Source organism: Streptomyces sp. WMMB303 (assembly GCF_029351045.1).
GTDB lineage: Bacteria > Actinomycetota > Actinomycetes > Streptomycetales > Streptomycetaceae > Streptomyces.
Genome location: NZ_JARKIN010000001.1, coordinates 5,273,641 through 5,295,258, shown reverse-complemented (window position 1 = coordinate 5,295,258; position 21,618 = coordinate 5,273,641). Strand labels below are relative to the sequence as shown.

Below are 21,618 nucleotides of genomic sequence, written 5' to 3'. Positions count from 1 at the left end.
ATCTCTCCTCGCGTCTTGCGTTCCACGCCGTGCAGAAGGAGTTGCATTCCTATGGCCACGCCTACAGCCACCCACGTCCCCGCCTCCCGCGTCCGCCGCTCCCGCGCCGCCGCCCGCCTCCGTGAGGAGGACCGCCGCAAGGCGGCCGAAGCCCTCCAGCGCGCCTTCGACCGCCGCTGAGCAGCCGCCGCTGAGCGAGCGCCGACGAGTGAGCGCCGCGAGCGGCACGGGCCGAGAGGCCGCTGCGGGCTCACCGGTCGGGTCCGAGCTCCGCGGTCCTCCGTGGGGGCGGCTCCCGGCCGCCGGCGAGCCTCAGCGGCGGCGCACCGCGAAGTGGTCGACGCGCCGCCCCGACTGCGCCAACGCCGTCACCGAGAGTGCCGGCCGAGGCCCGGGGCGGGACTCCACCGCCAAGAAGGAGAACCCGGTGTAGCGGACCCGGGACCACTCCACGTGGTCCTGCTCGGCGGTCCGCTCCTCGGCCCAGCGGATTCCCGGGACGCTGTCCCGCTCCCGGACGTGCCCCTCGAAGCTGTCGGGCGCCCGGAAGTCGTACAGCTGGCGCCCGCCTCCGCCCGCCGTGACGTAGACGGTCCCGTCCGCCACCGGGTCGGTCGTCTCGCCGCTCCGCAGCGCGCGGGTGGGTCTGCCGCCGCGCAGCGGGTCGGTGCGCTCGTAGACGTGATTGTGCCCGTTGACCACGAGGTCGACGTGGTGCCGCTCGAACAGCGCCACCCACCTCTCCCGTACCCCGCCGTCCGAGCCGTGGCGGGCGGTCGAGTACGCGCAGTGGTGGAAGAAGACGACCACGAAGTCGACGCCCCGGCGGGCACGCAGCCGCACCAGCGTCCGCTCCAGCCACCGGGTCTGCGCTCCGCCGGTGCAGCCGCGGTTGGCCGGGATCTCATAGGAGACGTCGTTCGCGTCCAGGGCCACCACGCCGACGTTCCCGTACACGAACGAGTAGATCCCGGGCGCCCGCTCGGGGTCGGGCCCGTCGCCGGGCAGCGACCAGCGCGCGGTCTGGCCGCCGTAGCCGTCGGGCGAGTACCAGGCCTCCATGTCGTGGTTGCCGGTGGTCACCATCCACGGCACCCGGCGGGCCACCGGCTCGATCTGGGCGAGGAACCGGTCCCACATCCGCGCGTCGTAGCGGTCGGAGCCCTCGCCGTGCCCGGTCCCGTCGGCGTAGCAGATGTCGCCCGCATGCAGATGGAAGGCCGGGTCCCGGCCGAGCAGGAGCCGGCCGGCGGTGCGCGCTTCGGGGCTGACGCCCTGATCGCCGAAGGCGGTGAAGACGAAGGGTCGGGTGCCGTCGGCGGGCGCTGTGGTGAAGGAGTCCACGGTGTGTGACCGCTCGGGCGCCGCGGGGTCGGAGCCGTCGTGCCCGACGCCGTAGTAGTACGTCGTGCCCGGGCGCAGCCCCTCCAGGCCGACGTGCAGATAGAGCTGCTCGACACGCGGCAGCGCACTGTTCAGCGCGGGGGTGTGCAGCGCGCGTACCTCCGCCGCCACCTTGCCGCCCAGGTCCCACGGCGTGGTGCCCACCCGCAGGTAGGGGCGCCGGACCGGGAGCGCCACCTGCCAGGAGATCCGCATCTGCGACGCCGGGTCGGCGCCGAAGGCGAGGTGGCGGCCGAACGGGGCGACCAGCTCGCCGTCCACGGCGGCCCGGGGCAGCAGCGCCGCGCTGCCGTCTGGAGCATTCCCGACGCCGCGCGGGACCGCGGTGTCCGCGCGCAGCCCCGCGGCGCCCGCCGCCCCCGCTGCCAGCAGTCCGCCGCCGCGCAGCATCCCGCGCCTGCTCGGTCCGTCCGGCAGGACGGGACGGGTGCGGCGGCCGAGCTTCTCGCGCAGGTAGGCGTGCTGCTCCGGCATGCTCATGCGCGCGGCGAGCCGAGCGGGCACGCCCAGGTCGGGCAGGTCGTTCGCGGCCATGGTGCCAAGGTCCCCACGGGGGCCAACTGGCGGGCGACAGCGGCGGATACGTCTGCTGAACAGCGTGCGTCAGCCGGTGCAACCGCGGATGTCGTCCGTCATGCGGACAGCCTTATGTCAGAGCCTGGGACGGGGAGTAGTGTCTGGCGCATGTCTTCAGGAACGGCCTCCCGCACGGACCGCACCATCGACCTCGCAGTGATCTCCGGAGACGGAATCGGTCCCGAGGTCGTCGCCCAGGGCCTCAAGGTCCTCACCGCCGTCCTCCTGCCGGACGTCGAGCTGGAGACGCACGAGTACGATCTCGGCGCCAAACGCTGGCACGCCACCGGGGAGACCCTCACCGACGGCGAACTGGAGCGGCTCGCGGGACACGACGCGATCCTGCTCGGTGCCATCGGCGACCCCGGTGTCCCCTCCGGGGTGCTGGAGCGCGGCCTGTTGCTCAAACTGCGCTTCGCCTTCGACCACTTCGTCAACCTGCGCCCCTCCACGCTCTTCCCGAACACCGAGTCCCCGCTGGCGGGCCGTCCGGAGATCGACTTCGTCGTCGTCCGCGAGGGAACCGAGGGGCCCTATGTGGGCAACGGGGGCAGCATCCGCAAGGGCACCCCGCAGGAGGTCGCCAACGAGGTCAGCGTCAACACCGCGTTCGGTGTGGAGCGGGTCGTGCGCGACGCGTACGCCCGGGCGCAGGCGCGCCCGCGGAAGAAGCTGACCCTGGTGCACAAGAACAATGTGCTGGTGCACGCCGGTCACCTGTGGAAGGACACCTTCGACCGGGTCGGACGCGAGTACCCCGAAGTCACGACCGACTACCTGCACGTCGACGCGGCCACGATCTTCCTCGTGACCGATCCGGCGCGGTTCGACGTGATCGTCACCGACAACCTCTTCGGCGACATCATCACCGACCTGGCCGCCGCCGTCAGCGGCGGGATCGGGCTCGCGGCCTCGGGGAACATCAATCCCACCCGGCAGTTCCCGTCCATGTTCGAGCCGGTGCACGGGTCCGCGCCCGACATCGCGGGGAGCGGGAAGGCCGACCCGACCGCCACCGTCCTGTCCGTCGCCCTGCTGCTGCGCCATCTCGGCCACGAGGCCGAGGCCGCCCGCGTCGAGGCGGCCGTCACCGCGGATCTCGCCGAGCGGGACGCCGCTCCGGTCCGCACCACCGACGAGATCGGCGACGCGCTCGCGGCCCGCGTGGCCGGCTGAACCGTCCGCCGAGTCGTCCGCGGGCGCCGAGGAGTAGCCGGCACCGTCGTTTCCCCGGTCCGGGCGCGCGCTGCCCGGGTCGCCGGGATCCGGCCCGTCCCCGCCGTCGCGGCGGGACGGGCCGCCCTGTCACGGTTCTCGCACCCCTGTCCGAAAGTGTTCGACCGGCGCGCGATAATCGGAGTGTGGACAGCGCCGGGAGGCTGCTCCCGGGCCCGGCGCAGCGAACGCGGTGGTGCCGGGGCGGCAGCGCGCTCGGAGCGACTGCGCCGCGAGGGCGGCCGCACCGGAGCCCGTACCTGTGGGGAGCCCGGCCGCTGGGTCCGCAACGACACGAGCTAAGGACGCGGACATGACGACCCCCCGTATCGCATTCGACCTCGAACCGACCGCCGAGCCGCTCGGTACCGCCGAGCGGGAGGCGGTGCTGGCGAACCCCGGTTTCGGGCGGTATTTCACCGACCACATGGTGACCATCCAGTGGACCGAGGACCGCGGCTGGCACGACGCGCGCCTGCAGCCCTACGCTCCGCTGGAGATCGACCCGGCGAACATGACGCTGCACTACGCGCAGTCGATCTTCGAGGGGCTGAAGGCGTACCGACAGCCCGACGGCTCGGTGAAGGTCTTCCGGCCGGACGCCAATGCCCGCCGCTTCCAGCGCAGTGCCCGCCGGCTGGCGATGCCCCAGCTGCCCGTGGAGACCTTCGTGGAGGCGTGCGACCTGCTGGTGGGGCAGGACAGCGCGTGGGTGCCCGGCGGGGGCGAGGCGTCCCTCTACCTGCGGCCGTTCCTGTTCGCCACCGAGGTCGGGCTGGGGGTGCGGCCCGCGAACCGGTACACGTTCATGGTCATCGCGTCCCCGGCGGGCGCCTACTTCCCCGGCGGCGTCGAGCCCGTCTCGGTGTGGCTCTCCGAGGAGTACGTGCGCGCCGCGCCGGGCGGGACGGGCGAGGCCAAGTGCGCGGGCAACTACGCCGCCTCGCTGGTCGCCCAGGCGGAGGCCGCCGAGCACGGCTGCGACCAGGTGGTCTGGCTGGACGCGGTGGAGCGCCGTTACATCGAGGAGATGGGCGGCATGAACCTCTACTTCGTCCAGGGCTCCGGCGACGACGCGCGGATCGTGACCCCGGAGCTGACCGGGACGCTGCTCCCGGGCATCACCCGGGACTCGCTGCTGCAGATCGCCGCCGACCTCGGATACGCCACGGGGGAGGTGCGCCTGACGACCGACGAGTGGCGCGCGGGCAACGCGGACGGCTCGATCAGTGAGGTGTTCGCCTGCGGGACCGCCGCGGTGATCACGCCCGTCGGCCGGGTGAAGTCGGCGCGCGGCGAGTGGAAGGTCGGCGACGGGGGCGCCGGTCGGATCACGATGCGGCTCCGCGAGGCGCTGCTGGCGGTCCAGACCGGCCAGGCGGAGGACACGCACGGCTGGATGCACACCCTCGGTTGCTGAGGGGTAGACCCTCGCGGACATCATGGGCGTGTCACGGTAGGCCCGGAACCGACCTGACGTACATGTACCTGACATGCAGGGGTCGAACTTCCGTAGCTGAAGGGCCTTTTGGCGGCGCTGTGATGACGATGTCATCGACCGCCTCCCGGAGGGCCGAGATCCCAGATGCCGCGTCCCCTCACGACCCAGCAGGATCAGGACAGCCAGCAGGAGATCAGACGAGCGGCGGCGGCGCTGGGCCGCCGCCGCTTGCTGACCGTCACGGGCGCCGCCGCGGTGCTCGCCTTCACCACCGACCTGCCCGGCAGCGCACAGGCGGCCGAGGCGGACGCGCGGACCGCTGTCCGCGCCGACCCCTTCACCCTCGGCGTCGCCTCCGGTGACCCGCAGCCGGGCTCCGTCGTGCTGTGGACGCGCCTCGCGCCCGAGCCCTACGAGCCCGGCAGCGGCCTGCCCAAGGCGCGGATCCCCGTCCGCTGGGAGCTGTCCCACGACCGCCGCTTCCGCCGTGTCGTGCGTCGCGGTACGGCCCTCGCACATCCCGAGCTGAACCATGCCGTGCATGTGGAGGCCGAAGGGCTGGGCGCCGACCGCGTGTACTACTACCGCTTCCGGGCGGGGAAGTGGCTCAGCCCGGTGGGCCGCACCCGCACGGCGCCGGCTCCCGGCGCCGACATCGGCGAGCTCCGGCTGGCCGCCGTCTCCTGCCAGGCGTACCACCACGGCTACTTCACCGCCCACCGGCACCTCGCCGAGGAGGACGTGGACCTGGTCTTCCACCTCGGCGACTACCTGTACGAGTACGCCGTCGACGCGCACGGCGGCGCCCGCGGGTACACCGACCGGGCGCTGCCCGCCCGCTTCGACCGGGAGACGGTCTCGCTGGAGGAGTACCGGCTGCGGTACGCGCTCTACAAGTCGGACCCCGATCTGCAGGCGGCGCACGCGGCGCACCCGTTCCTGGTCACCTGGGACGACCATGAGACGGAGAACAACTACGCGGACGACGTCCCCGAGGACGGCGGCTCCCCGGAGGACTTCCTGGTGCGCCGCGCAGCCGCCTACCGCGCGTACTGGGAGAACCTGCCGCTGCGCCGGCCCCAGCGGCCCAGGGGCCCGGACATGCGCCTCTACCGCAGGCTGCGGTTCGGCAGGCTGGCGCAGTTCGACATCCTCGACACCCGGCAGTACCGCTCGGACCAGGCGTACGGCGACGGCTGGCACCACCCGGGCCCGGAGTCGACGGATCCGGCCCGCACCATGGTCGGCGCCACGCAGGAGCGCTGGCTGATCGACGGGTGGCGCAGCTCGGAGACCCTCTGGAACCTCGTTCCGCAGCAGGTCACCTTCTCCGAGCGGCGCAGCGACGGCACGTCCGCCTACAAGGTCAGCATGGACGCCTGGGACGGCGCCCCGGCCTCCCGGGACCGGCTGCTGGCGGGTGCCGAGGCTGCCGGGGTGGAGAACCTGATGGTGCTCACCGGGGACGTGCACAAGGGGTACGCGTACGACATCAAGCGGGACTTCGGCGACCAGGACTCCCGCACGGTGGGGACCGAGATCGTCGCCACTTCCGTCACCAGCGGCAAGGACGGCGAGGACCGGCCGGCCAACTGGGAGACCTATCTGGCGGCCAACCCGCACATGAAGTTCTACAACGGGCACCGGGGGTATGTGACCGTGCGGCTGGACAAGCGGCAGGCGCGGGCGGACTTCCGCACGGTCGCGGTCGTCACCGAGCCGGGAGCACCGGTGCGCACCGCCGCGTCCTTCGCCACCCGGGTCGGCGAGCAGGGCCTGCACGAGGTGTGAGCGGGCCGGGGCCGACCGTCTGAGCGGCGGGTTTTCGCATCGTGAGACGGAATGGGGCGCAGGGGTCGGGTTGTGCGAGACTTCCTCCGTGCCCTCGTTCGTCATGATTATTGGCAGCAGGCGCGCCGGTCCGCAGTGACCGACTGCCGTGGAACGACCCGTACGGCAGCGGACACCGTGCCCCAGACCCGCGCGCAGACCTCTCGCACCCGCGAGGGGTTTTTTCGTTTTCCGGCCCACCTCAGCCGGAGCGGACGGCGCGAGGGATGATGGGGGCAAGTGGAGCGCTTCCTTCCGGAACCACTGAACCCAGCCCAGGAGCCACCAGCCATGACCTCCGACGCGGCAGGCGCCGCAGCAGCCACCGGCAACCCGACAGGACCGCAGGCCCCGGACGACGGTTTCCACGTCTTCGACACCACTCTGCGCGACGGCGCGCAGCGCGAGGGCATCAACCTCACCGTCGCCGACAAGCTGACCATCGCCCGCCACCTCGACGAGTACGGGGTCGGCTTCATCGAGGGCGGCTGGCCGGGCGCCAACCCGCGCGACACCGAGTTCTTCGCCCGCGCCCCCCAGGAGATCGACTTCCGGCACGCACAGCTCGTCGCCTTCGGCTCCACCCGCAGGGCCGGTGTCCCCGCGCAGATCGACCCGCAGGTCCAGGCGCTGCTGGACGCGAAGGCGCCGGTGGTCACGCTCGTCGCCAAGGCGCACGACCGCCATGTGGAGCTGGCGCTGCGCACCACGCTCGAGGAGAACCTGTCGATGATCGCCGAGACGGTCGGCCATCTGCGGGAACACGGCCGCCGCGTCTTCGTCGACTGCGAGCACTTCTTCGACGGCTACCAGGCCAACCCCCGCTACGCCGAGCAGGTCGTACGCACCGCGTATGAGGCGGGCGCCGAGGTGGTCGTCCTCTGCGACACCAACGGCGGCATGATCCCCGCGCAGATCCAGGCCGTCGTCCGCACCGTGGCGGCCGACACCGGGGCCCGGCTGGGCATCCACGCGCAGGACGACACCGGCTGCGCGGTCGCCAACACCCTGGCCGCCGTCGACGGCGGTGCCACCCACGTGCAGTGCACCGCCAACGGCTACGGCGAACGCGTCGGAAACGCCAACCTCTTCCCTGTCGTCGCCGCGTTGGAACTCAAATACGGCAGGCGCGTGCTGCCCCAGGGCGCGCTCGCCGAGACCACCCGCGTCTCACACGCCATCGCCGAGGTCGTCAACCTCACCCCCTCCACCCACCAGCCCTACGTCGGCACCTCCGCCTTCGCCCACAAGGGCGGACTGCACGCCTCCGCGATCAAGATCGATCCGGACCTCTACCAGCACATCGACCCCGAGCTCGTCGGCAACACCATGCGGATGCTCGTCTCCGACATGGCCGGGCGCGCCTCTGTCGAGCTCAAGGGCAAGGAGCTGGGCTACGACCTGAGCGGCGACCGCGAACTGGTCGGCCGGGTGGTCGAGCGGGTCAAGGAGCAGGAACTCAAGGGCTACACCTACGAAGCCGCCGACGCCTCCTTCGAACTGCTGCTCAGGGACGAGGTGCACGGTGGCGCCGCGGGCACCGCGCCGCGGTTCTTCCGGGCCGAGTCCTGGCGCGCCATCGTCGAGCAGCGGCCGGACGGCATGCAGGTCAACGAGGCGACGGTGAAGCTGTGGGCCAAGGGCGAGCGCATCGTCGTCACCGGGGAGGGCAACGGTCCCGTCGACGCGCTGGACCGGGCTCTGCGGGCCGGACTGGAGCGCATCCACCCCGCACTGGCCCGGCTGAACCTGGTCGACTACAAGGTCCGCATCCTGGAGGGCGCGCACGGCACCTCCTCCACCACCCGGGTGCTGCTGTCGATGAGCGACGGCAGCGGGGAGTGGACGACGGTCGGCGTCGGAGACAACGTCATCGCCGCCTCCTGGCAGGCCCTGGACGACGGCTACACCTACGGGCTGCTGCGCGCCGGCGCCGAGGCGCACGACTGACCGCGCCCGGCGTCGTCAGCCCGCCGCGGGGACCAGGGCCTGGTCGAAGTGGTCGCGGACGTGGCCCAGGACCAGCTCCCTGTCCACCCCCGGCAGGCCCACCACCAGATGGGTGCCGAAGCCGTCGAGCAGGGCCCGGGTGCGGGTGGCGAAGCGGTCCGCGTCGACCGCGGCGAACTCGCCCCGGCTCGTGCCCTCCACCAGCAGCGCCACCAGGTCCCGATGCCAGCTCAGCTCCAGTTCGAGCTGGCGGGCGCGCATCTCGTCGTCGCCGGACTGGGACCGGTTCCACACCTCCAGCCACAGCGCCCAGTGCGGATCGCGGTGGCCCTGCGGCAGATAGAGCGCCACCAGCGCGTCCAGCCGCTCGCGCGCGGGCACCCGGCGGGCGAGAGCGGTCCGCCGCGCCGAGCCCAGCTGCTCCTCGCTCCACTGCAGGGTCTGCAGCAGCAACTCGTCCTTGGTCTTGAAGTAATAGACGAGATGACCGCTGCTCATACCGACCTCGCGGCCGAGCGCGGCCATCGTCAGCCGGTCCAGGCCGCGTTCGGCGATCATCTCCATGGCGGTGGCCAGCAGCTGCTCCCGGGGCTGGGCAGCCCGCCGCCTGCCCCCGTCGGGGCGTTCGCGGTTGCCTCCGGTCCGTGCGACCACCGCCGTGCTCCTCCCTGGGACTGTGCGCCCGGCGGGACGCCGGCCGTCGGCGCCCTCGGCTGCCGGTCGTTCAGCCTAGCCGGGCCCGACCGTGCGGCGCCCGGGCCGGCACCCCTGCCGCCGCGCGGCCGGTTCAGACCCGCGGCTGCTGCTGGGTGATGCAGTGGACGCCGCCCCCCGCGGCGAAAACGGTGCGCGCGTCCACCAGCGTGACCGTGCGCCGCGGGAACAGGCGACGGAAGATGCCGGCGGCGAGCTCGTCGCGCGGATCACCGAAACCGCACAGCACGACCCCGCCGTTGCACAGGTAGTGGTTGACGTAGCTGTAGTCGACCGGTTCGCCGTCCGCGGTGTGCGTGACCGTCGGCGCGGGCAGCTCGACGACCTCCAGCCGCCTGCCCCGCGCGTCGGTGGCCGATCGCAGCAGCTTGACCGTCTCGGCGCACAGTTCGTGGTCGGGATGCGCGGGGTCGGGCTGGGTGTGGGCCACCACCACGCCCGGCGCGGCGAAGGCTGCCACCAGGTCGACATGCCCGCGGGTGCCGTAGGTGCCGTAGTCGGCGGTCAGCCCGCGGGGCAGCCAGACCGCCTTGCGGGTGCCCAGCAGCGCGTGCACCTCCGCCTCGACCTCCTCGTGCGTCCAGCCCGGATTGCGTTCCGGACCCAGCTGCACGGTCTCGGTGAGCAGCACCGTCCCCTCGCCGTCCACATGGATGCCGCCGCCCTCGTTCACCAGCCGCGAGGTGTGCACCGCGGCGCCCGCGCGTCCGGCCACGGCCGCGCCGATCAGCGCGTCCCGGTCCCACCGGGCCCAGGACTGGGCACCCCAGCCGTTGAACGTCCAGTCCACGGCGGCCAGTCGGCCGCCCCCGGTGACGAACGTCGGCCCGATGTCCCGCATCCACGCGTCGTCCAGCGGCTCGGCGACCACCTCGATGTCCGGGCCGAGCTGCCGCCGTGCCGCTGCCGCGTCGGCGGGTGAGGCGACCATCGTGACCGGCTCGAAGCGGCGCACGGCGCGGGCCACCGACGCCCAGGCGGTGCGTGCCTCGGCCAGCACCGCCGGGTCCTCGAAGGTCGGGTTGGCGCCCGGCCAGGCCATCCAGGTGCGCTCGTGCGGCGCCCACTCGGGCGGCATGACAGGGGCGGCGGCGGACGTGGGGGTGCTCATCGAGGCAGCTTCCTTGCGGTGGTCGGCGGTCGGTCGTGCGGCCGGTCGGCCGGGCGCGAACGGGGAGAGGCGGTCGAAGAATCAGGGGGAGATGCGGCGGGAGGGTCAGAGGAAGTAGAGGCGGTTGAGCGAGACGTGCTCGGCCGGGTCGGAGCGCAGCGGCTCCCCGTCCAGCGTCACCAGCCCGCTGTGCTGGTCGACCTCGACCGAGCCCAGCCGTGCGTTGTGCACCAGGTCGGCCGGACCGATCCCGCGGGTGCCCCGCACGGCGACGCGGCGGCGGCGGGTCGGCAGGGTGTCCGCGCCGTGCTCGGCCGCGGCAGCGGAGACGAAGGCGACGGACAGCTCGGCGGGCGCCGCGCCGTGCGCCCCGAACTGCGGTCCCAGCACCAGCGGTTCGCTGGTGTCGGTCGCCGCGTTCGGATCGCCGGTGACTCCCCAGGCGGGGAAGCCGGACTTGAGGACGAGCTGTGGCTTGGCGCCGAAGTAGGCCGGGTGCCACAGCACGATGTCGGCCATCTTGCCCGGCTCCAGCGAACCGATCTCATGTGCGAGGCCGTGCGCCAGGGCCGGATTGAGGGTGAGCTTGGCGATGTAGCGCAGCACCCGCGCGTTGTCGTCGGCGTCGTCGGTGCCTCGGCCCCCGGCGCCGAGGAGCGCCCCGCGGTCCGCCAGCGGCCCGCGTTCCGCCTTGAGCTTCGCCGCCATCTGGAAGGTGCGCCGCACGGTCTCGCCCGCGCGGCCCATGCCCTGCGCGTCGGAGGAGGTGATGCCGATGGCGCCCAGGTCGTGCAGGACGTCCTCGGCGCCCATGGTGCCCGCACGGATCCGGTCGCGGGCCATGGCCGCGTCGCCGGGCAGGTCGGTCTTCAGGTCGTGCACCGAGACGATCATGCCGTAGTGCTCGGCGACCGCGTCCCGGCCGAAGGGCAGTGTGGGATTGGTCGAGGAGCCGATGACGTTGGGCACGCCCGCCATCCGCAGCACGTTCGGGACATGGCCGCCGCCGCAGCCCTCGATGTGGAACGCGTGGATGGTGCGCCCCTCCAGCACGGCGAGGGTGTCCTCGACGGCCAGCGCCTCGTTCAGCCCGTCGCTGTGCAGCGCGACCTGGACGTCGTACTCCTCGGCCACCCGCAGCGCGGTGTCCAGCGCCCGGTGGTGCGCACCCATGTCCTCGTGCACCTTGAAGCCGCAGGCGCCGCCCTCGGCCAGCGCCTCCACCAGTGGCGCGGGATGCGAGGAGGAGCCGCGGCCCAGGAAGCCGATGTTGACCGGCCAGGCGTCGAACGCGGAGAAGGCGTGCCGCAGTGCCCAGGGCGAGTTGACCCCCACACCCCACACCGGGCCGAACTCCTGGCCGATGATCGTCGTGGTGCCGGAGGACAGGGACGCCTCCATGATGCGCGGGGAGAGCAGATGGACGTGGGTGTCCACGGCACCCGCCGTGGCGATCAGCCCCTCGCCGGAGACGATCGAGGTGCCGGTGCCCACGACGACGTCCACACCGTCGACGGTGTCCGGGTTGCCCGCCCTTCCGATCGCGTGGATCCGGCCTTCGCGGATCCCGATCGACACCTTGCGGACGCCCTGCACGGCGTCGATCACCACCACATTGCTGATCACCACGTCGCAGGTCTCGCGGACGGCGGCCGCCTTGAGATGCAGCCCGTCCCTGGCCGTCTTGCCGAACCCGGCCAGGAACTCGTCCCCCGGCTGCTGCGAGTCGGACTCGACGCGGACGACGAGCCCGGTGTCACCCAGTCGCACCCGGTCGCCCTTCCGCGGCCCGTGCACCGCCGCGTACTCGTGTGCGTCCCCGCTCATGCCTCTCCCTCCTCGCGGTGCGCGTCCGAGCCGGCCGCGCCCAGATATCCGCAGGCCGCCGCGCGCCGAAGCGCCTCCGTGCGGGCCCCGGGTGCGTCCAGCGGCCCGTCCACCAGACCGGCGAATCCGATGGCGGTCCGGTCGCCGCCCAGCGGCACCAGTCCCACCGTGCGGGTGCCGTCCGGATCGAAGCGCACCGAGGAGCCGGCCGGGACCGCAAGCCGCATGCCGTAGGCGGCGGCACGGTCGAACTCCAGCCGGGGGTTGGCTTCGAAGAAGTGGAAGTGCGAGGTCACACTGACCGGCACCGCCGCGGTGTTGCGCACGGGCAGCGACAGCGCGGCCGCTCGCGGCGCGTAGGCCGCGTCGGTGTCCTCCTCCGGCCCGGCGGGCAGCACCGCGCCGGGAGCGGTGTGCCGCGCGCCCTCCGGGCTCCCGGGGGCGACGCCGTCGGCGGTGGGGTCGGGGGAGTGGAGCGGGAAGTCGGGGGAGCGGAGCGGGAAGGGGAGCACGGCCAGCCGGGAGCCGTCCTCGAAGACGGCTTCCACCTGGATCTCGGTGAGTACGTCGGCCACCCCGGGCAGCACGTCATCGGGGGCCAGCGCGGCGCGGCCGGCTGCGATGGCCTCGGCGAGCCGGAGCCCGTCGCGGGCCGCCTCGCAGACGGTGTCGGCGATCAGCGCCGTGGCCTCCGGCACGTTCAGCCGCAGCCCTCGGGCCCTTCTGGCCCGCGCCAGCTCGGCCGTGCCGAAGATCAGCAGGCGGTCTCGTTCGGTCGGACCCAGCCGCACGCTCTCCCCACCTTCCGGTCGTGGTCATGACGCCGGTCGTGGTGCAGGGCGTCACGGGTGTCCGGCCAGCATTTAGAGCAACGCTCAAATAGTCAAGTCTTAGCATCGACTATTGACCGCGCGGTTAGGGATGCATCAGATTGAGCGCTGCTCAAACCAATGCCAGGACCCTCCAGGGAGCACCATGCAGATCGAGCAGCACGGCGTCGATGTCATCCCCGAAGCGGAACGCACCAGCAGGCCCCGCGACATCGTGAGCTTCCTCATCGGATCCAATCTGGCGCTCGGCGTCGTCATCTTCGGCTGGCTTCCGGTCTCCTTCGGGCTCGGCTTCTGGCCCGCCGTCACCTCTCTGGTGGCCGGAACCCTGGTCGGCACGGTGCTGGTCGCCCCGCTCGCGCTGGTCTCGCTGCGCACCGCGACCAACCTCTCGACCAGCAGCGGTGCCCAGTTCGGGGTGCGCGGCAGGCTGCTGGGCTCGGCGATCGGGCTGCTGCTCTCGCTCGGCTACACCGCGCTCACCCTGTGGGTCGGCGGCGACGCGATGGTCGGTTCACTCGCCCGGCTCTTCGGCCTGCCCGACTCCGCGGCCGGCTACGCGCTCGTCTACGCCGTGCTCGCCGTGTGCACCGCCGGGTGCGCCGTCTACGGCTACAAACTGCTGCTGCGGCTGAGCCGCGTCCTCGCCCTCGGGATGACCGCGCTGCTGGTCATCGGAGCGTTCGCCTACGCGCCGCACTTCACCACCCAGGCACCCGCCGGGACCTCGTACCTGCTCGGCGACTTCTGGACGACCTGGCTGCTGTCGGTCGTGGCGGCCGGACTCAGCGGTCCGATCGCCTTCATCACCCTGCTGGGCGACTACACCCGCTACATGTCACCGGCCCGGCACTCCTCCCGCCGGGTCTACCTCACCACCTGCGTCGGGCTGGTCGCCGGACTGCTGATCCCACAGCTCTTCGGCACCTTCACCGCGGTCGCCGTCGGTGCGGCCACCGACTACGCGGGCCCGCTCGTGCGGGAGGCGCCGTTCTGGTTCCTGGTGCCGCTGCTGCTCGCGGCCTCGTTCGGCTCGATCGGCAACGCCGGACTGATGCTCTACTCGATGGGGCTCGACCTGGACGCCATCGTCCCCCGCACCACCCGCACCCGGGCCACCTACACCGTGGCGGCCCTGGCGACCGCGCTCGTCTTCCTCGGCCACTTCGTCTGGGACGCGCAGGACGCGATGACCTCGTTCGTGCTGCTGCTGACCGCCGTGGGGACCCCCTGGGCGGTGATCGTCCTGATCGGGCACGCGCGCTGCCGGGGATGGTACGACGCGGAGGCGCTGCAGGTCCTCAACCGGCGCTCGGCGGGCGGCCGCTACTGGTACACCGCGGGCTGGCACCTGCGTGCCACGCTGGCCTGGGCCGTCGGGTCCGCCGTCGGACTGCTGGCCGTCGACACACCCCTTTACACCGGCCCGCTCGTCCCGCACCTGGGCGGGTTCGACCTCAGCTTCCTCCTCTCGGCCGCCGTCGCGGCGACCGCCTTCCTCCTGCTGGCGGTAGGGCGGCCGACGGCCGGTCCCAGCGCCGCCGCCCGGGAACCGTCCACGGCGGAAGCACCGGGAGCGACGGCGCGCGGCCGGGGACCGGAAGCGGCCGCGCCGCGGCCCTGACGCCGTCGTCGGGCGCGCCGCCGGGCTGCGACGGGGCGCCCGACGACGGCGGGAAGGCGTAGAACCGCCGGTCGGGAAGCTGTGGGGACTCCACAGCCCGCCACGCCGGGCGTGGGAGAGTTCGCTGCTCACCGGCCGCGCTTCGGCAAGGTTCTGTCCAGCGCTGCCATGAAAACGCCACGGAGACTGTACGAATCTGACGACGGTGATCGGCACCCGGGTTTCGTAGGGTCTATACATGACCGATCTGTCCCAGCCGTCGCCCCAGGCCGAACAGGCCCCGCCCGGTTCGCCCGGCTCCGTTCCGGCGCAGGACACGCGCGGCCGTGTCGCCGAGCTGCACGCGATCCGTGCGCAGGCGCACCGAGGCCCCAGCGAGCGGGCGACCGAGGCTCAGCACGCGAAGGGCAAGCTGACCGCCCGTGAGCGGATCGAACTGCTTCTGGACGAGGGCAGCTTCCGCGAGATCGAGCCGCTGCGCCGGCACCGTGCCACAGGCTTCGGCCTGGAGGAGAAGAAGCCCCACACCGACGGTGTGATCACCGGCTGGGGCACCGTGCACGGCCGGACCGTCTTCGTCTACGCGCACGACTTCCGGATCTTCGGCGGCGCGCTGGGCGAGGCCCACGCCACCAAGATCCACAAGCTGATGGACAAGGCCATCGCGGCAGGTGCCCCGCTGGTCTCCCTCAACGACGGCGCCGGCGCCCGCATCCAGGAGGGCGTCGCGGCGCTGGCCGGCTACGGCGGCATCTTCCAGCGCAACACCAAGGCGTCCGGGGTCATCCCGCAGATCAGCGTGATGCTCGGCCCGTGTGCGGGCGGCGCCGCCTACAGCCCGGCGCTGACCGACTTCGTCTTCATGGTCCGCGACACCTCGCAGATGTTCATCACCGGGCCCGACGTGGTGCAGGCGGTGACCGGGGCCGAGGTGAGCCAGGACGGTCTGGGCGGCGCCGATGTGCACGCGGCGACCTCCGGTGTGGCGCACTTCGCCTACGACGACGAGGAGACCTGCCTGGAGGAGGTGCGCTACCTCCTCTCGCTGCTGCCGCAGAACAACCGCGAGAACCCGCCCGCCGAGCCCACGGACGACCCGGCCGACCGGCGCGGTGAAGCCCTGCTGGACCTGGTGCCCGCCGACGGCAACCGCCCCTACGACATGCGCAAGGTGATCGAGGAGCTCGTCGACGACGGCGACTTCCTGGAGGTGCACGAGCGCTGGGCGACCAACATCATCTGCACTCTGGCCCGGATGGACGGCGAGGTCGTCGGTATCGTCGCCAACCAGCCGCAGTCGCTCGCCGGTGTGCTGGACATCGAGGCCAGTGAGAAGGCGGCCCGCTTCGTGCAGATGTGCGACGCCTTCAACATCCCGATCCTCACCCTGCTGGACGTCCCCGGCTTCCTCCCCGGCGTCGACCAGGAACACGGCGGCATCATCCGGCACGGGGCCAAACTGCTGTACGCCTACTGCAACGCCACCGTGCCGCGCATCTCCGTCGTCCTGCGCAAGGCGTACGGCGGGGCCTACATCGTGATGGACAGCCAGTCCATCGGCGCGGATCTGACGTTCGCCTGGCCGACCAACGAGATCGCGGTGATGGGCGCCGAGGGTGCCGCCAACGTCATCTTCCGCAAGCAGATCGCCGCGGCCGACGACCCCGAGGCCATGCGCACCCGCATGGTCAAGGAGTACAAGGCCGAGTTGATGCACCCCTACTACGCCGCCGAGCGCGGTCTGGTGGACGACGTCATCGACCCGGTCGAGACCCGCGAGGTGCTCGTGCGGTCCCTGGCGATGCTGCGCAGCAAGCACGCAGACCTGCCGTCGCGCAAGCACGGCAACCCCCCGCAGTGACACGGCGGGCGCCGGCGCACAGCTCAGCGGCGCCCCGGAAACCGCACAGCAACCCGGCAGTGATGGGAGCACAGATGAACGAGAGCCCGAAGGAGCCTGGCAGTACGGGTCCGCTGACCGCCGAGGCGAACAGCGTCGTACGCGTGGAGAAGGGGCGGGCCAACGCGGAGGAACTGGCCGCGGTCACGGCGCTGCTGCTCGCCCGCGCCGCCTCGACCCGCGCCGGGGAGCCGCAGCCCGCCGCCCGCCGCGGCCGCCCGAGCAAGGCGGGATGGCGTCGGCTGGAGCGCCAGCACGGCTTCCGCGCACCGCACAGCTGGCAGGGCTAGTCACCGCTTCGCGCGCTGCTCCGTGAGGAGCCGCCACGCGGGGACGACGAAGGCGCGTGCCGGAATCCAGGGACAGGATTCCGGCACGCGCCTTCGTGTGAGTGCTCAGCTCTTCGTGCGGGTGCGCAGCGCGGCGGATCAACTCGCCGGGGCGTCCACCAGGGTGGTGCGGCGGGGGTTGGCGGTCCGCTCCGGCAGCGCAGCCCCCTCCGTCGCCTCCGAGGTCTCGGCGAGTCCGCTCACCGAGCCGCCGGGGGTGTCTGCGTCGTCGACGTTGCCGACGGGGTCGGCGTCCTTCAGGTGTGCCAGGGTGGTGCGCCGCGGGTTCGCTATGTTCCGCATGGTCGCTGTGGACTTCACTGGGGCCCTTACCTCGCTCGGCTTGTCACTTCAACGTGGTATGTAAACGCCGAGGGTAGGCTCGCTATTCCCCACTGGAACGTGATCTAGGCAACGTCCAGCCTGTGAGTTTCCTCACGAACCCGTTACCAAAACAGACATAAGTGGTCGTTGAATCGCGATGCGTAATCGGACACAGGCGGGCCAAGGGGGCAATGTGCCCGTAGGTGCGAGCGCACGGGCGTGTCGCGCTCGCACCGGAACCGGCAGGTTGGATCCACGTAAAACCGGCATTTCACGGCGCGAATATCACGATCGGTGCCCGGTCGAACGCGCGCCGTAATCGACACTCAAGGGTTATCCACAGACCTTGTTGGAGATCCTGCACTGTGCTGGAATTCCACGGACCGCCGTAGGACGAAACAGACCGGAGCGCGTCGGGCGCACACGCGAGCGGCGCCGCGCGACGGTGATGAGGGGACGCGCCGGTCATCACGACCGCCATGGGGGCCTCGGACCCCCACGACTCGATACCGTCCCGCCCGTCGCGAGCGGGGGGACGCCTGGTCCAGAGGTTGCGACGCTAGTGCAGGGACGTTTCAAGAGGGATGGCAGCGCTGAGGGAGCCCCGGAGGCGCACGGCTCGGCCGACCACGGGTCCCGGACGCAGCGCGCCGAGGGCGGCGCCGCGGGCGGTGAGCAGAGCGCGCCCGGCGGGCAGGTGAGCACCGTCAAGGGGGCCGGGAAGGCCGGGAAGAAGGGGAAGGCCGGCAAGGCGCCCAAGGGCGGCAAGTCGGCCAAGGGCGACGCGGGAAACGTCGGAAACATCGGAGACTCCGAGAGCAGCGCCCAGGGCACCGTCGAGGCCGCTCCCGATCTCGGTCCCCGGGTCGCCCTGCGCAACTGGCGCATCAGCACCCGCCTGGTCTCCCTCCTCGCGCTGCCCGTCATCGCCGCCACCACGCTCGGCGGAATGCGGATCTCCAGCTCGCTGCAGAACGTCGACCAGCTCGACAACATGAAGCTCCTCACCGAGATGACGGAGCAGGCCACCAACCTGGCGGCGAAACTCCAGGACGAGCGCGACAAGTCCGCGGGTCCGTTGGTGAGCACCGGGGACGAGAAGGACGACAACGTCGTCGCCCCCCGCGAGCAGACCGACAAGGCGTTCCGCTCCTTCCAGAAAGCCACTGCCGACATCGACGGCAGCGACGAGGCGATGGCGGGCATCCAGTCCACCGTCCTGGACATCGTCCGCCAGCTCCAGGCGATCAACACGATCCGCGAACGCGCCTACGAGAATCCCGACAACGTCTCCCAGACGGTCAACGCCTACAACCAGGTGATCGACTCGCTGCTCTCCCTCTCGCAGGACATGGCGCAGGCGACGAGCAACTCGGAGATGATCCGCAGCACCCGCGCGCTGGCCGCCTTCTCCAGCGCCAAGGAGTACGCCTCCATGCAGCGCGCGATCATCTCCGCCGGACTGGCCCACCAGCCCAGCCCCAAGCTCTCCGAGAACGACCGGCTCTACGCCCGGACCGCGACCGACAGTGAGGACGCCGAGCTGGACAGCTTCGGCAAGGTCTACGGGGACAAGGCAGCCGACACTCTCCTCAAGCCGATCAGCGGCGGTGACGTCAACGTCCGGCTGGCCGACAACTACCGCGACCGGATGCTGCACAGTCCGGACGCGATCAGGAAGCAGAAGCGCACCTACGTCGACTGGATGGACCAGGACGCTTCCAAGATCATCAGCATGGAGAAGATCGAACGCACGCTGCTGGAGAAGATGGAGCAGCAGGCGCGCGAGCTGCGCTCCGAAGCCCAGCGTGAGGCGTTCATCAGCGGTGCGCTCATCCTGCTCGTGCTGGGTATCTCGCTGGTCGGCGCATTCGTCGTCGCCCGCTCCATGGTCCGCTCGCTGCGCCGCCTCCAGGACACCGCCCAGGACGTGGCCCGCAAGCGGCTGCCCGAGCTGGTCAAGCAGATGTCCGAGGCCGAGCCGCAGGACGTGGACACCTCCGTCGAGTCCGTCGGTGTGCACAGCCGGGACGAGATCGGCAAGGTGGCCGCGGCCTTCGACGACGTCCACCGGGAGGCCGTCCGCCTCGCCGGTGAGCAGGCGCTGCTGCGGGGAAACGTCAACGCGATGTTCACCAACCTCTCGCGGCGCAGCCAGAGCCTGATCCAGCGTCAGCTCTCGCTCATCTCCGAACTGGAGTCCCGCGAGGCCGACCCGGACCAGCTCTCCTCGCTCTTCAAGCTCGACCACCTCGCCACCCGCATGCGACGCAACGGCGAGAACCTGCTGGTGCTCGCCGGCGAGGAACCGGGCCGCCGCTGGACCCGGCCCGTGCCGCTGGTCGACGTGCTCCGCGCGGCCGCCTCGGAGGTGGAGCAGTACGAACGCATCGAGCTGAACGCGGTGCCCGCCACCGAGGTCGCCGGCCGGGTCGTCAACGACCTCGTCCACCTGCTCGCCGAGCTGCTGGAGAACGCCACCTCGTTCTCCTCCCCGCAGACCAAGGTCAAGGTCACCGGTCACGCACTGCCCGACGGCCGCGTCCTCGTCGAGATCCACGACACCGGTATCGGGCTGTCGCCCGAGGATCTGTCCGCGATCAACGAGCGGCTGGCCAACCCGCCGACGGTGGACGTCTCCGTCTCCCGCCGGATGGGACTGTTCGTGGTCGGCCGGCTGTCCCTGCGGCACGGCATCCGCATCCAGCTCCGGCCCTCCGACTCCGGGGGCACGACCGCGCTGGTCATGCTCCCCGTCGACGTCGCGCAGGGCGGCGGCCAGGGCGCCAAGGGCCGCCCGGGAGCCGGCACGCCCGGCGGCCAGGGAGGCCCGCCGCCCCCGCAGACCCGGGGCGGCAGCAAGGGCGGCAACCTCGCGGCGGCGCTCCAGCGCGGACCGCAGAGCGGCACCCCCGGCGGCCCAGGCGCCCCCGGGATCGGACAAGGCCCCGGCCCGGCCCTCGGCGCCGGTGAGCCGGCGCGGATGGACGCGCTGCCGCCACGCGGTCAGGACACCGGCGGTGCCCGGCCTGCGCTCCCCGCGCGGGACACCAACCGTCCGCAGCCCGGTTCCGGCGGCAGCGCCGTCGACTTCTTCGGCGCCACGCCCGCACCGGGCCGCCCCGGGCAGGCCCCCGGCGGCCCGGACAGCGCCGCCCCGTCCGCGCCCCGGCGCGGCCAGGGCGGCCCCGCCGCCGAACTCCCCGGCGGTTCCGGCCAGTTCCCGCAGTCGCCGTCCGCGCACGGTTCGGGTACCGGGCAGTTCGCGCTGCCGCAGTCGGGTGATCCCGCCGACACGGGTGGGTTCGCGCGTCCGGGCGGTCCGCAGGACGGTCCGGGGAGCACGAGTGAGATCCCGCGGATCACGCCGGAGGGCCCGGCCGATACCGGCCAGTTCCCCCAGCCGGGCGGCCCCCAGGCGGGTCCGGGCAGCACGGGGCAGTTCCCGCAGATCGGCCAGGGCAGCCGAGGCGGTTCCGGCCAGTTCCCGCAGTCGCCGTCCGCGCAGGGTTCGGGTACCGGGCAGTTCGCGCTGCCGCAGTCGGGTGATCCCGCCGACACGGGTGGGTTCGCGCGTCCGGGCGGTCCGCAGGACGGTCCGGGGAGCACGAGCGAGATCCCGCGGATCACGCCGGAGGGCCCGGCCGACACCGGCCAGTTCCCCCAGCCGGGCAGCCCCGACGGCCCCGGCCACACCGGCCAGTTCGCCCGCCCCCAGGCAGGCGGCGGCCCCGCTGGTCCGGCCGCGTTCCCGCAGCCGCCCTTGGGGAACGCCCCGGGTGAGCGCCCCGCGGACGGCGAGCAGAACCGCCCGAGCTGGGCCCGGCCCGAGCAGGGGCCCGGCGACGAGGACACCCCGCGCGGCCACGACGAGCCCGAGGGCACCGGCGAGTACGCCCGCCCCGGATATCCCGGAGCCGCTCCGGGCCCGGGCGGCGTCCCCCACGGGCAGCCGGGAGCCGGGCCCGGCGACGGCATACCCTCCGGTCCCCCGGCCCCTGCGGACGCCCCGACGCCGATCTTCGCGTCCATGGAGTCCAACTGGTTCCGCGGCCCCGGCCAGTCCGCACCACAGCAGCCGATGCCCCAGCAGACGCCCGGCACCGGCCCGGAGAGCGGTGGCCCCGGCCAGTGGCCGGCCCAGCCGCAGCACCCCGGGCAGCCCGTCCCGCCGGAATCCCCGCTGCCCGAGCGCCAGGCCGCCCCCGGCGGAGGCGCGGGCCAGAGCAGTCCGGCCGCCGACGAAAGCTGGGGTGCCTCACCCAACGACGAGCGCTGGCGGCGCGCCGAACAGCTCCGCCAGCCCGCAGCCGGCGGGGTCACCACCTCGGGTCTGCCGCGTCGGGTGCCCCGCGCCAACCTGGTGGCGGGCACCGCGCAGGAGCAGTCCTCCGCACAGGCCGGCCCCCAGGTCTCCCGCGCGCCGGACGATGTGCGCGGTCGGCTGACCAATCTCCGCCGCGGTATCCAGCAGGGCCGACAGGCCGGCACGGACACCCGCGGCGCAGGTCCCACCTATCAGCAGGAGCGTTAGTTGAGTCCG

Annotated in this window: 15 protein-coding genes; 9 read left to right on the top strand and 6 right to left on the bottom strand. The window is 72.5% G+C overall.

What is annotated here, in order from left to right; genetic code table 11:
* Positions 1 to 51: 51 nt before the first annotated feature.
* Positions 52 to 180 (top strand): hypothetical protein, encoded by a 129-nt coding sequence (locus P2424_RS23225; protein ID WP_019355765.1) that lies wholly within the window; start codon positions 52 to 54, stop codon positions 178 to 180.
* 132 nt (positions 181 to 312) lie between these two features.
* Here the strand turns inward: P2424_RS23225 and P2424_RS23220 are convergent, their stop codons facing one another.
* Positions 313 to 1,938, bottom strand: a complete 1,626-nt coding sequence (locus P2424_RS23220; RefSeq protein WP_276477669.1) for a metallophosphoesterase family protein — start codon at positions 1,936 to 1,938, stop codon at positions 313 to 315.
* 150 nt (positions 1,939 to 2,088) lie between these two features.
* On the opposite strand from P2424_RS23220, the gene P2424_RS23215 reads away from it, so the two are divergent.
* The 4 genes from P2424_RS23215 to cimA all read left to right on the top strand — a co-directional run bounded on the left by P2424_RS23215 (position 2,089) and on the right by cimA (position 8,416).
* Entirely contained in the window at positions 2,089 to 3,156 is a 1,068-nt protein-coding gene (locus tag P2424_RS23215) for a 3-isopropylmalate dehydrogenase (protein WP_276477668.1), read from the top strand.
* A gap of 352 nt (positions 3,157 to 3,508) precedes the next feature.
* The gene (locus P2424_RS23210; RefSeq protein WP_276477667.1) at positions 3,509 to 4,615 is read left to right on the top strand and encodes a branched-chain amino acid aminotransferase; all 1,107 of its coding nucleotides are present in this window, start codon (positions 3,509 to 3,511) and stop codon (positions 4,613 to 4,615) included.
* 165 nt (positions 4,616 to 4,780) lie between these two features.
* Positions 4,781 to 6,427: an alkaline phosphatase D family protein gene (locus P2424_RS23205; RefSeq protein ID WP_276477666.1), complete on the top strand. Its 1,647-nt coding sequence runs from the start codon at positions 4,781 to 4,783 to the stop codon at positions 6,425 to 6,427.
* Between the two features lie 330 nt (positions 6,428 to 6,757).
* Positions 6,758 to 8,416, top strand: a complete 1,659-nt coding sequence (gene cimA / locus P2424_RS23200) for a citramalate synthase (protein ID WP_276477665.1) — start codon at positions 6,758 to 6,760, stop codon at positions 8,414 to 8,416.
* A 15-nt stretch (positions 8,417 to 8,431) separates the two neighbouring features.
* Here the strand turns inward: cimA and P2424_RS23195 are convergent, their stop codons facing one another.
* From P2424_RS23195 to ureA, 4 genes are all read right to left on the bottom strand, one after another.
* A complete protein-coding gene (locus P2424_RS23195; protein ID WP_276477664.1) occupies positions 8,432 to 9,070 on the bottom strand; it encodes a TetR/AcrR family transcriptional regulator in 639 nt (212 codons plus the stop codon).
* Between the two features lie 133 nt (positions 9,071 to 9,203).
* On the bottom strand, positions 9,204 to 10,241 hold the full coding sequence (locus P2424_RS23190; RefSeq protein WP_276477663.1) for an agmatine deiminase family protein: 1,038 nt from the start codon (positions 10,239 to 10,241) through the stop codon (positions 9,204 to 9,206).
* A gap of 105 nt (positions 10,242 to 10,346) precedes the next feature.
* Positions 10,347 to 12,068, bottom strand: a complete 1,722-nt coding sequence (locus P2424_RS23185) for an urease subunit alpha (RefSeq protein ID WP_276477662.1) — start codon at positions 12,066 to 12,068, stop codon at positions 10,347 to 10,349.
* Complete coding sequence (ureA, locus tag P2424_RS23180) at positions 12,065 to 12,859, bottom strand: urease subunit gamma (RefSeq protein ID WP_276477661.1); 795 nt, start codon at positions 12,857 to 12,859, stop codon at positions 12,065 to 12,067. The genes P2424_RS23185 and ureA overlap by 4 nt, the downstream gene beginning before the upstream one ends.
* 184 nt (positions 12,860 to 13,043) lie before the next feature.
* On the opposite strand from ureA, the gene P2424_RS23175 reads away from it, so the two are divergent.
* The 3 genes from P2424_RS23175 to P2424_RS23165 all read left to right on the top strand — a co-directional run bounded on the left by P2424_RS23175 (position 13,044) and on the right by P2424_RS23165 (position 16,712).
* Positions 13,044 to 14,522 (top strand): cytosine permease, encoded by a 1,479-nt coding sequence (locus tag P2424_RS23175; RefSeq protein ID WP_276477660.1) that lies wholly within the window; start codon positions 13,044 to 13,046, stop codon positions 14,520 to 14,522.
* Positions 14,523 to 14,760: 238 nt separating this feature from the next.
* On the top strand, positions 14,761 to 16,383 hold the full coding sequence (locus P2424_RS23170) for an acyl-CoA carboxylase subunit beta (protein ID WP_276477659.1): 1,623 nt from the start codon (positions 14,761 to 14,763) through the stop codon (positions 16,381 to 16,383).
* A 74-nt stretch (positions 16,384 to 16,457) separates the two neighbouring features.
* Positions 16,458 to 16,712 carry an acyl-CoA carboxylase epsilon subunit gene (locus P2424_RS23165; RefSeq protein WP_019355778.1) on the top strand — a complete coding sequence of 85 codons (255 nt, stop codon included), beginning with the start codon at positions 16,458 to 16,460 and terminating at the stop codon, positions 16,710 to 16,712.
* A gap of 138 nt (positions 16,713 to 16,850) precedes the next feature.
* Here the strand turns inward: P2424_RS23165 and P2424_RS23160 are convergent, their stop codons facing one another.
* Complete coding sequence (locus P2424_RS23160; protein WP_276477658.1) at positions 16,851 to 17,072, bottom strand: hypothetical protein; 222 nt, start codon at positions 17,070 to 17,072, stop codon at positions 16,851 to 16,853.
* Positions 17,073 to 17,637: 565 nt separating this feature from the next.
* Between P2424_RS23160 and P2424_RS23155 the strand changes: the two genes are divergently transcribed.
* Positions 17,638 to 21,609 carry a nitrate- and nitrite sensing domain-containing protein gene (locus P2424_RS23155; RefSeq protein ID WP_276477657.1) on the top strand — a complete coding sequence of 1,324 codons (3,972 nt, stop codon included), beginning with the start codon at positions 17,638 to 17,640 and terminating at the stop codon, positions 21,607 to 21,609.
* Positions 21,610 to 21,618: the final 9 nt, after the last annotated feature.

Bases quoted from the DNA above. Each gene is read 5' to 3' on its own strand.
- cimA (WP_276477665.1), top strand. From the start codon at position 6,758: ATGACCTCCGACGCGGCAGGCGCCGCAGCAGCCACCGGCAACCCGACA.
- P2424_RS23175 (WP_276477660.1), top strand. From the start codon at position 13,044: ATGCAGATCGAGCAGCACGGCGTCGATGTCATCCCCGAAGCGGAACGC.
- P2424_RS23165 (WP_019355778.1), top strand. From the start codon at position 16,458: ATGAACGAGAGCCCGAAGGAGCCTGGCAGTACGGGTCCGCTGACCGCC.
- P2424_RS23220 (WP_276477669.1), bottom strand. From the start codon at position 1,938: ATGGCCGCGAACGACCTGCCCGACCTGGGCGTGCCCGCTCGGCTCGCC.
- P2424_RS23185 (WP_276477662.1), bottom strand. From the start codon at position 12,068: ATGAGCGGGGACGCACACGAGTACGCGGCGGTGCACGGGCCGCGGAAG.
- P2424_RS23205 (WP_276477666.1), top strand. From the start codon at position 4,781: ATGCCGCGTCCCCTCACGACCCAGCAGGATCAGGACAGCCAGCAGGAG.
- P2424_RS23215 (WP_276477668.1), top strand. From the start codon at position 2,089: ATGTCTTCAGGAACGGCCTCCCGCACGGACCGCACCATCGACCTCGCA.
- P2424_RS23210 (WP_276477667.1), top strand. From the start codon at position 3,509: ATGACGACCCCCCGTATCGCATTCGACCTCGAACCGACCGCCGAGCCG.
- P2424_RS23225 (WP_019355765.1), top strand. From the start codon at position 52: ATGGCCACGCCTACAGCCACCCACGTCCCCGCCTCCCGCGTCCGCCGC.
- P2424_RS23190 (WP_276477663.1), bottom strand. From the start codon at position 10,241: ATGAGCACCCCCACGTCCGCCGCCGCCCCTGTCATGCCGCCCGAGTGG.
- P2424_RS23170 (WP_276477659.1), top strand. From the start codon at position 14,761: ATGACCGATCTGTCCCAGCCGTCGCCCCAGGCCGAACAGGCCCCGCCC.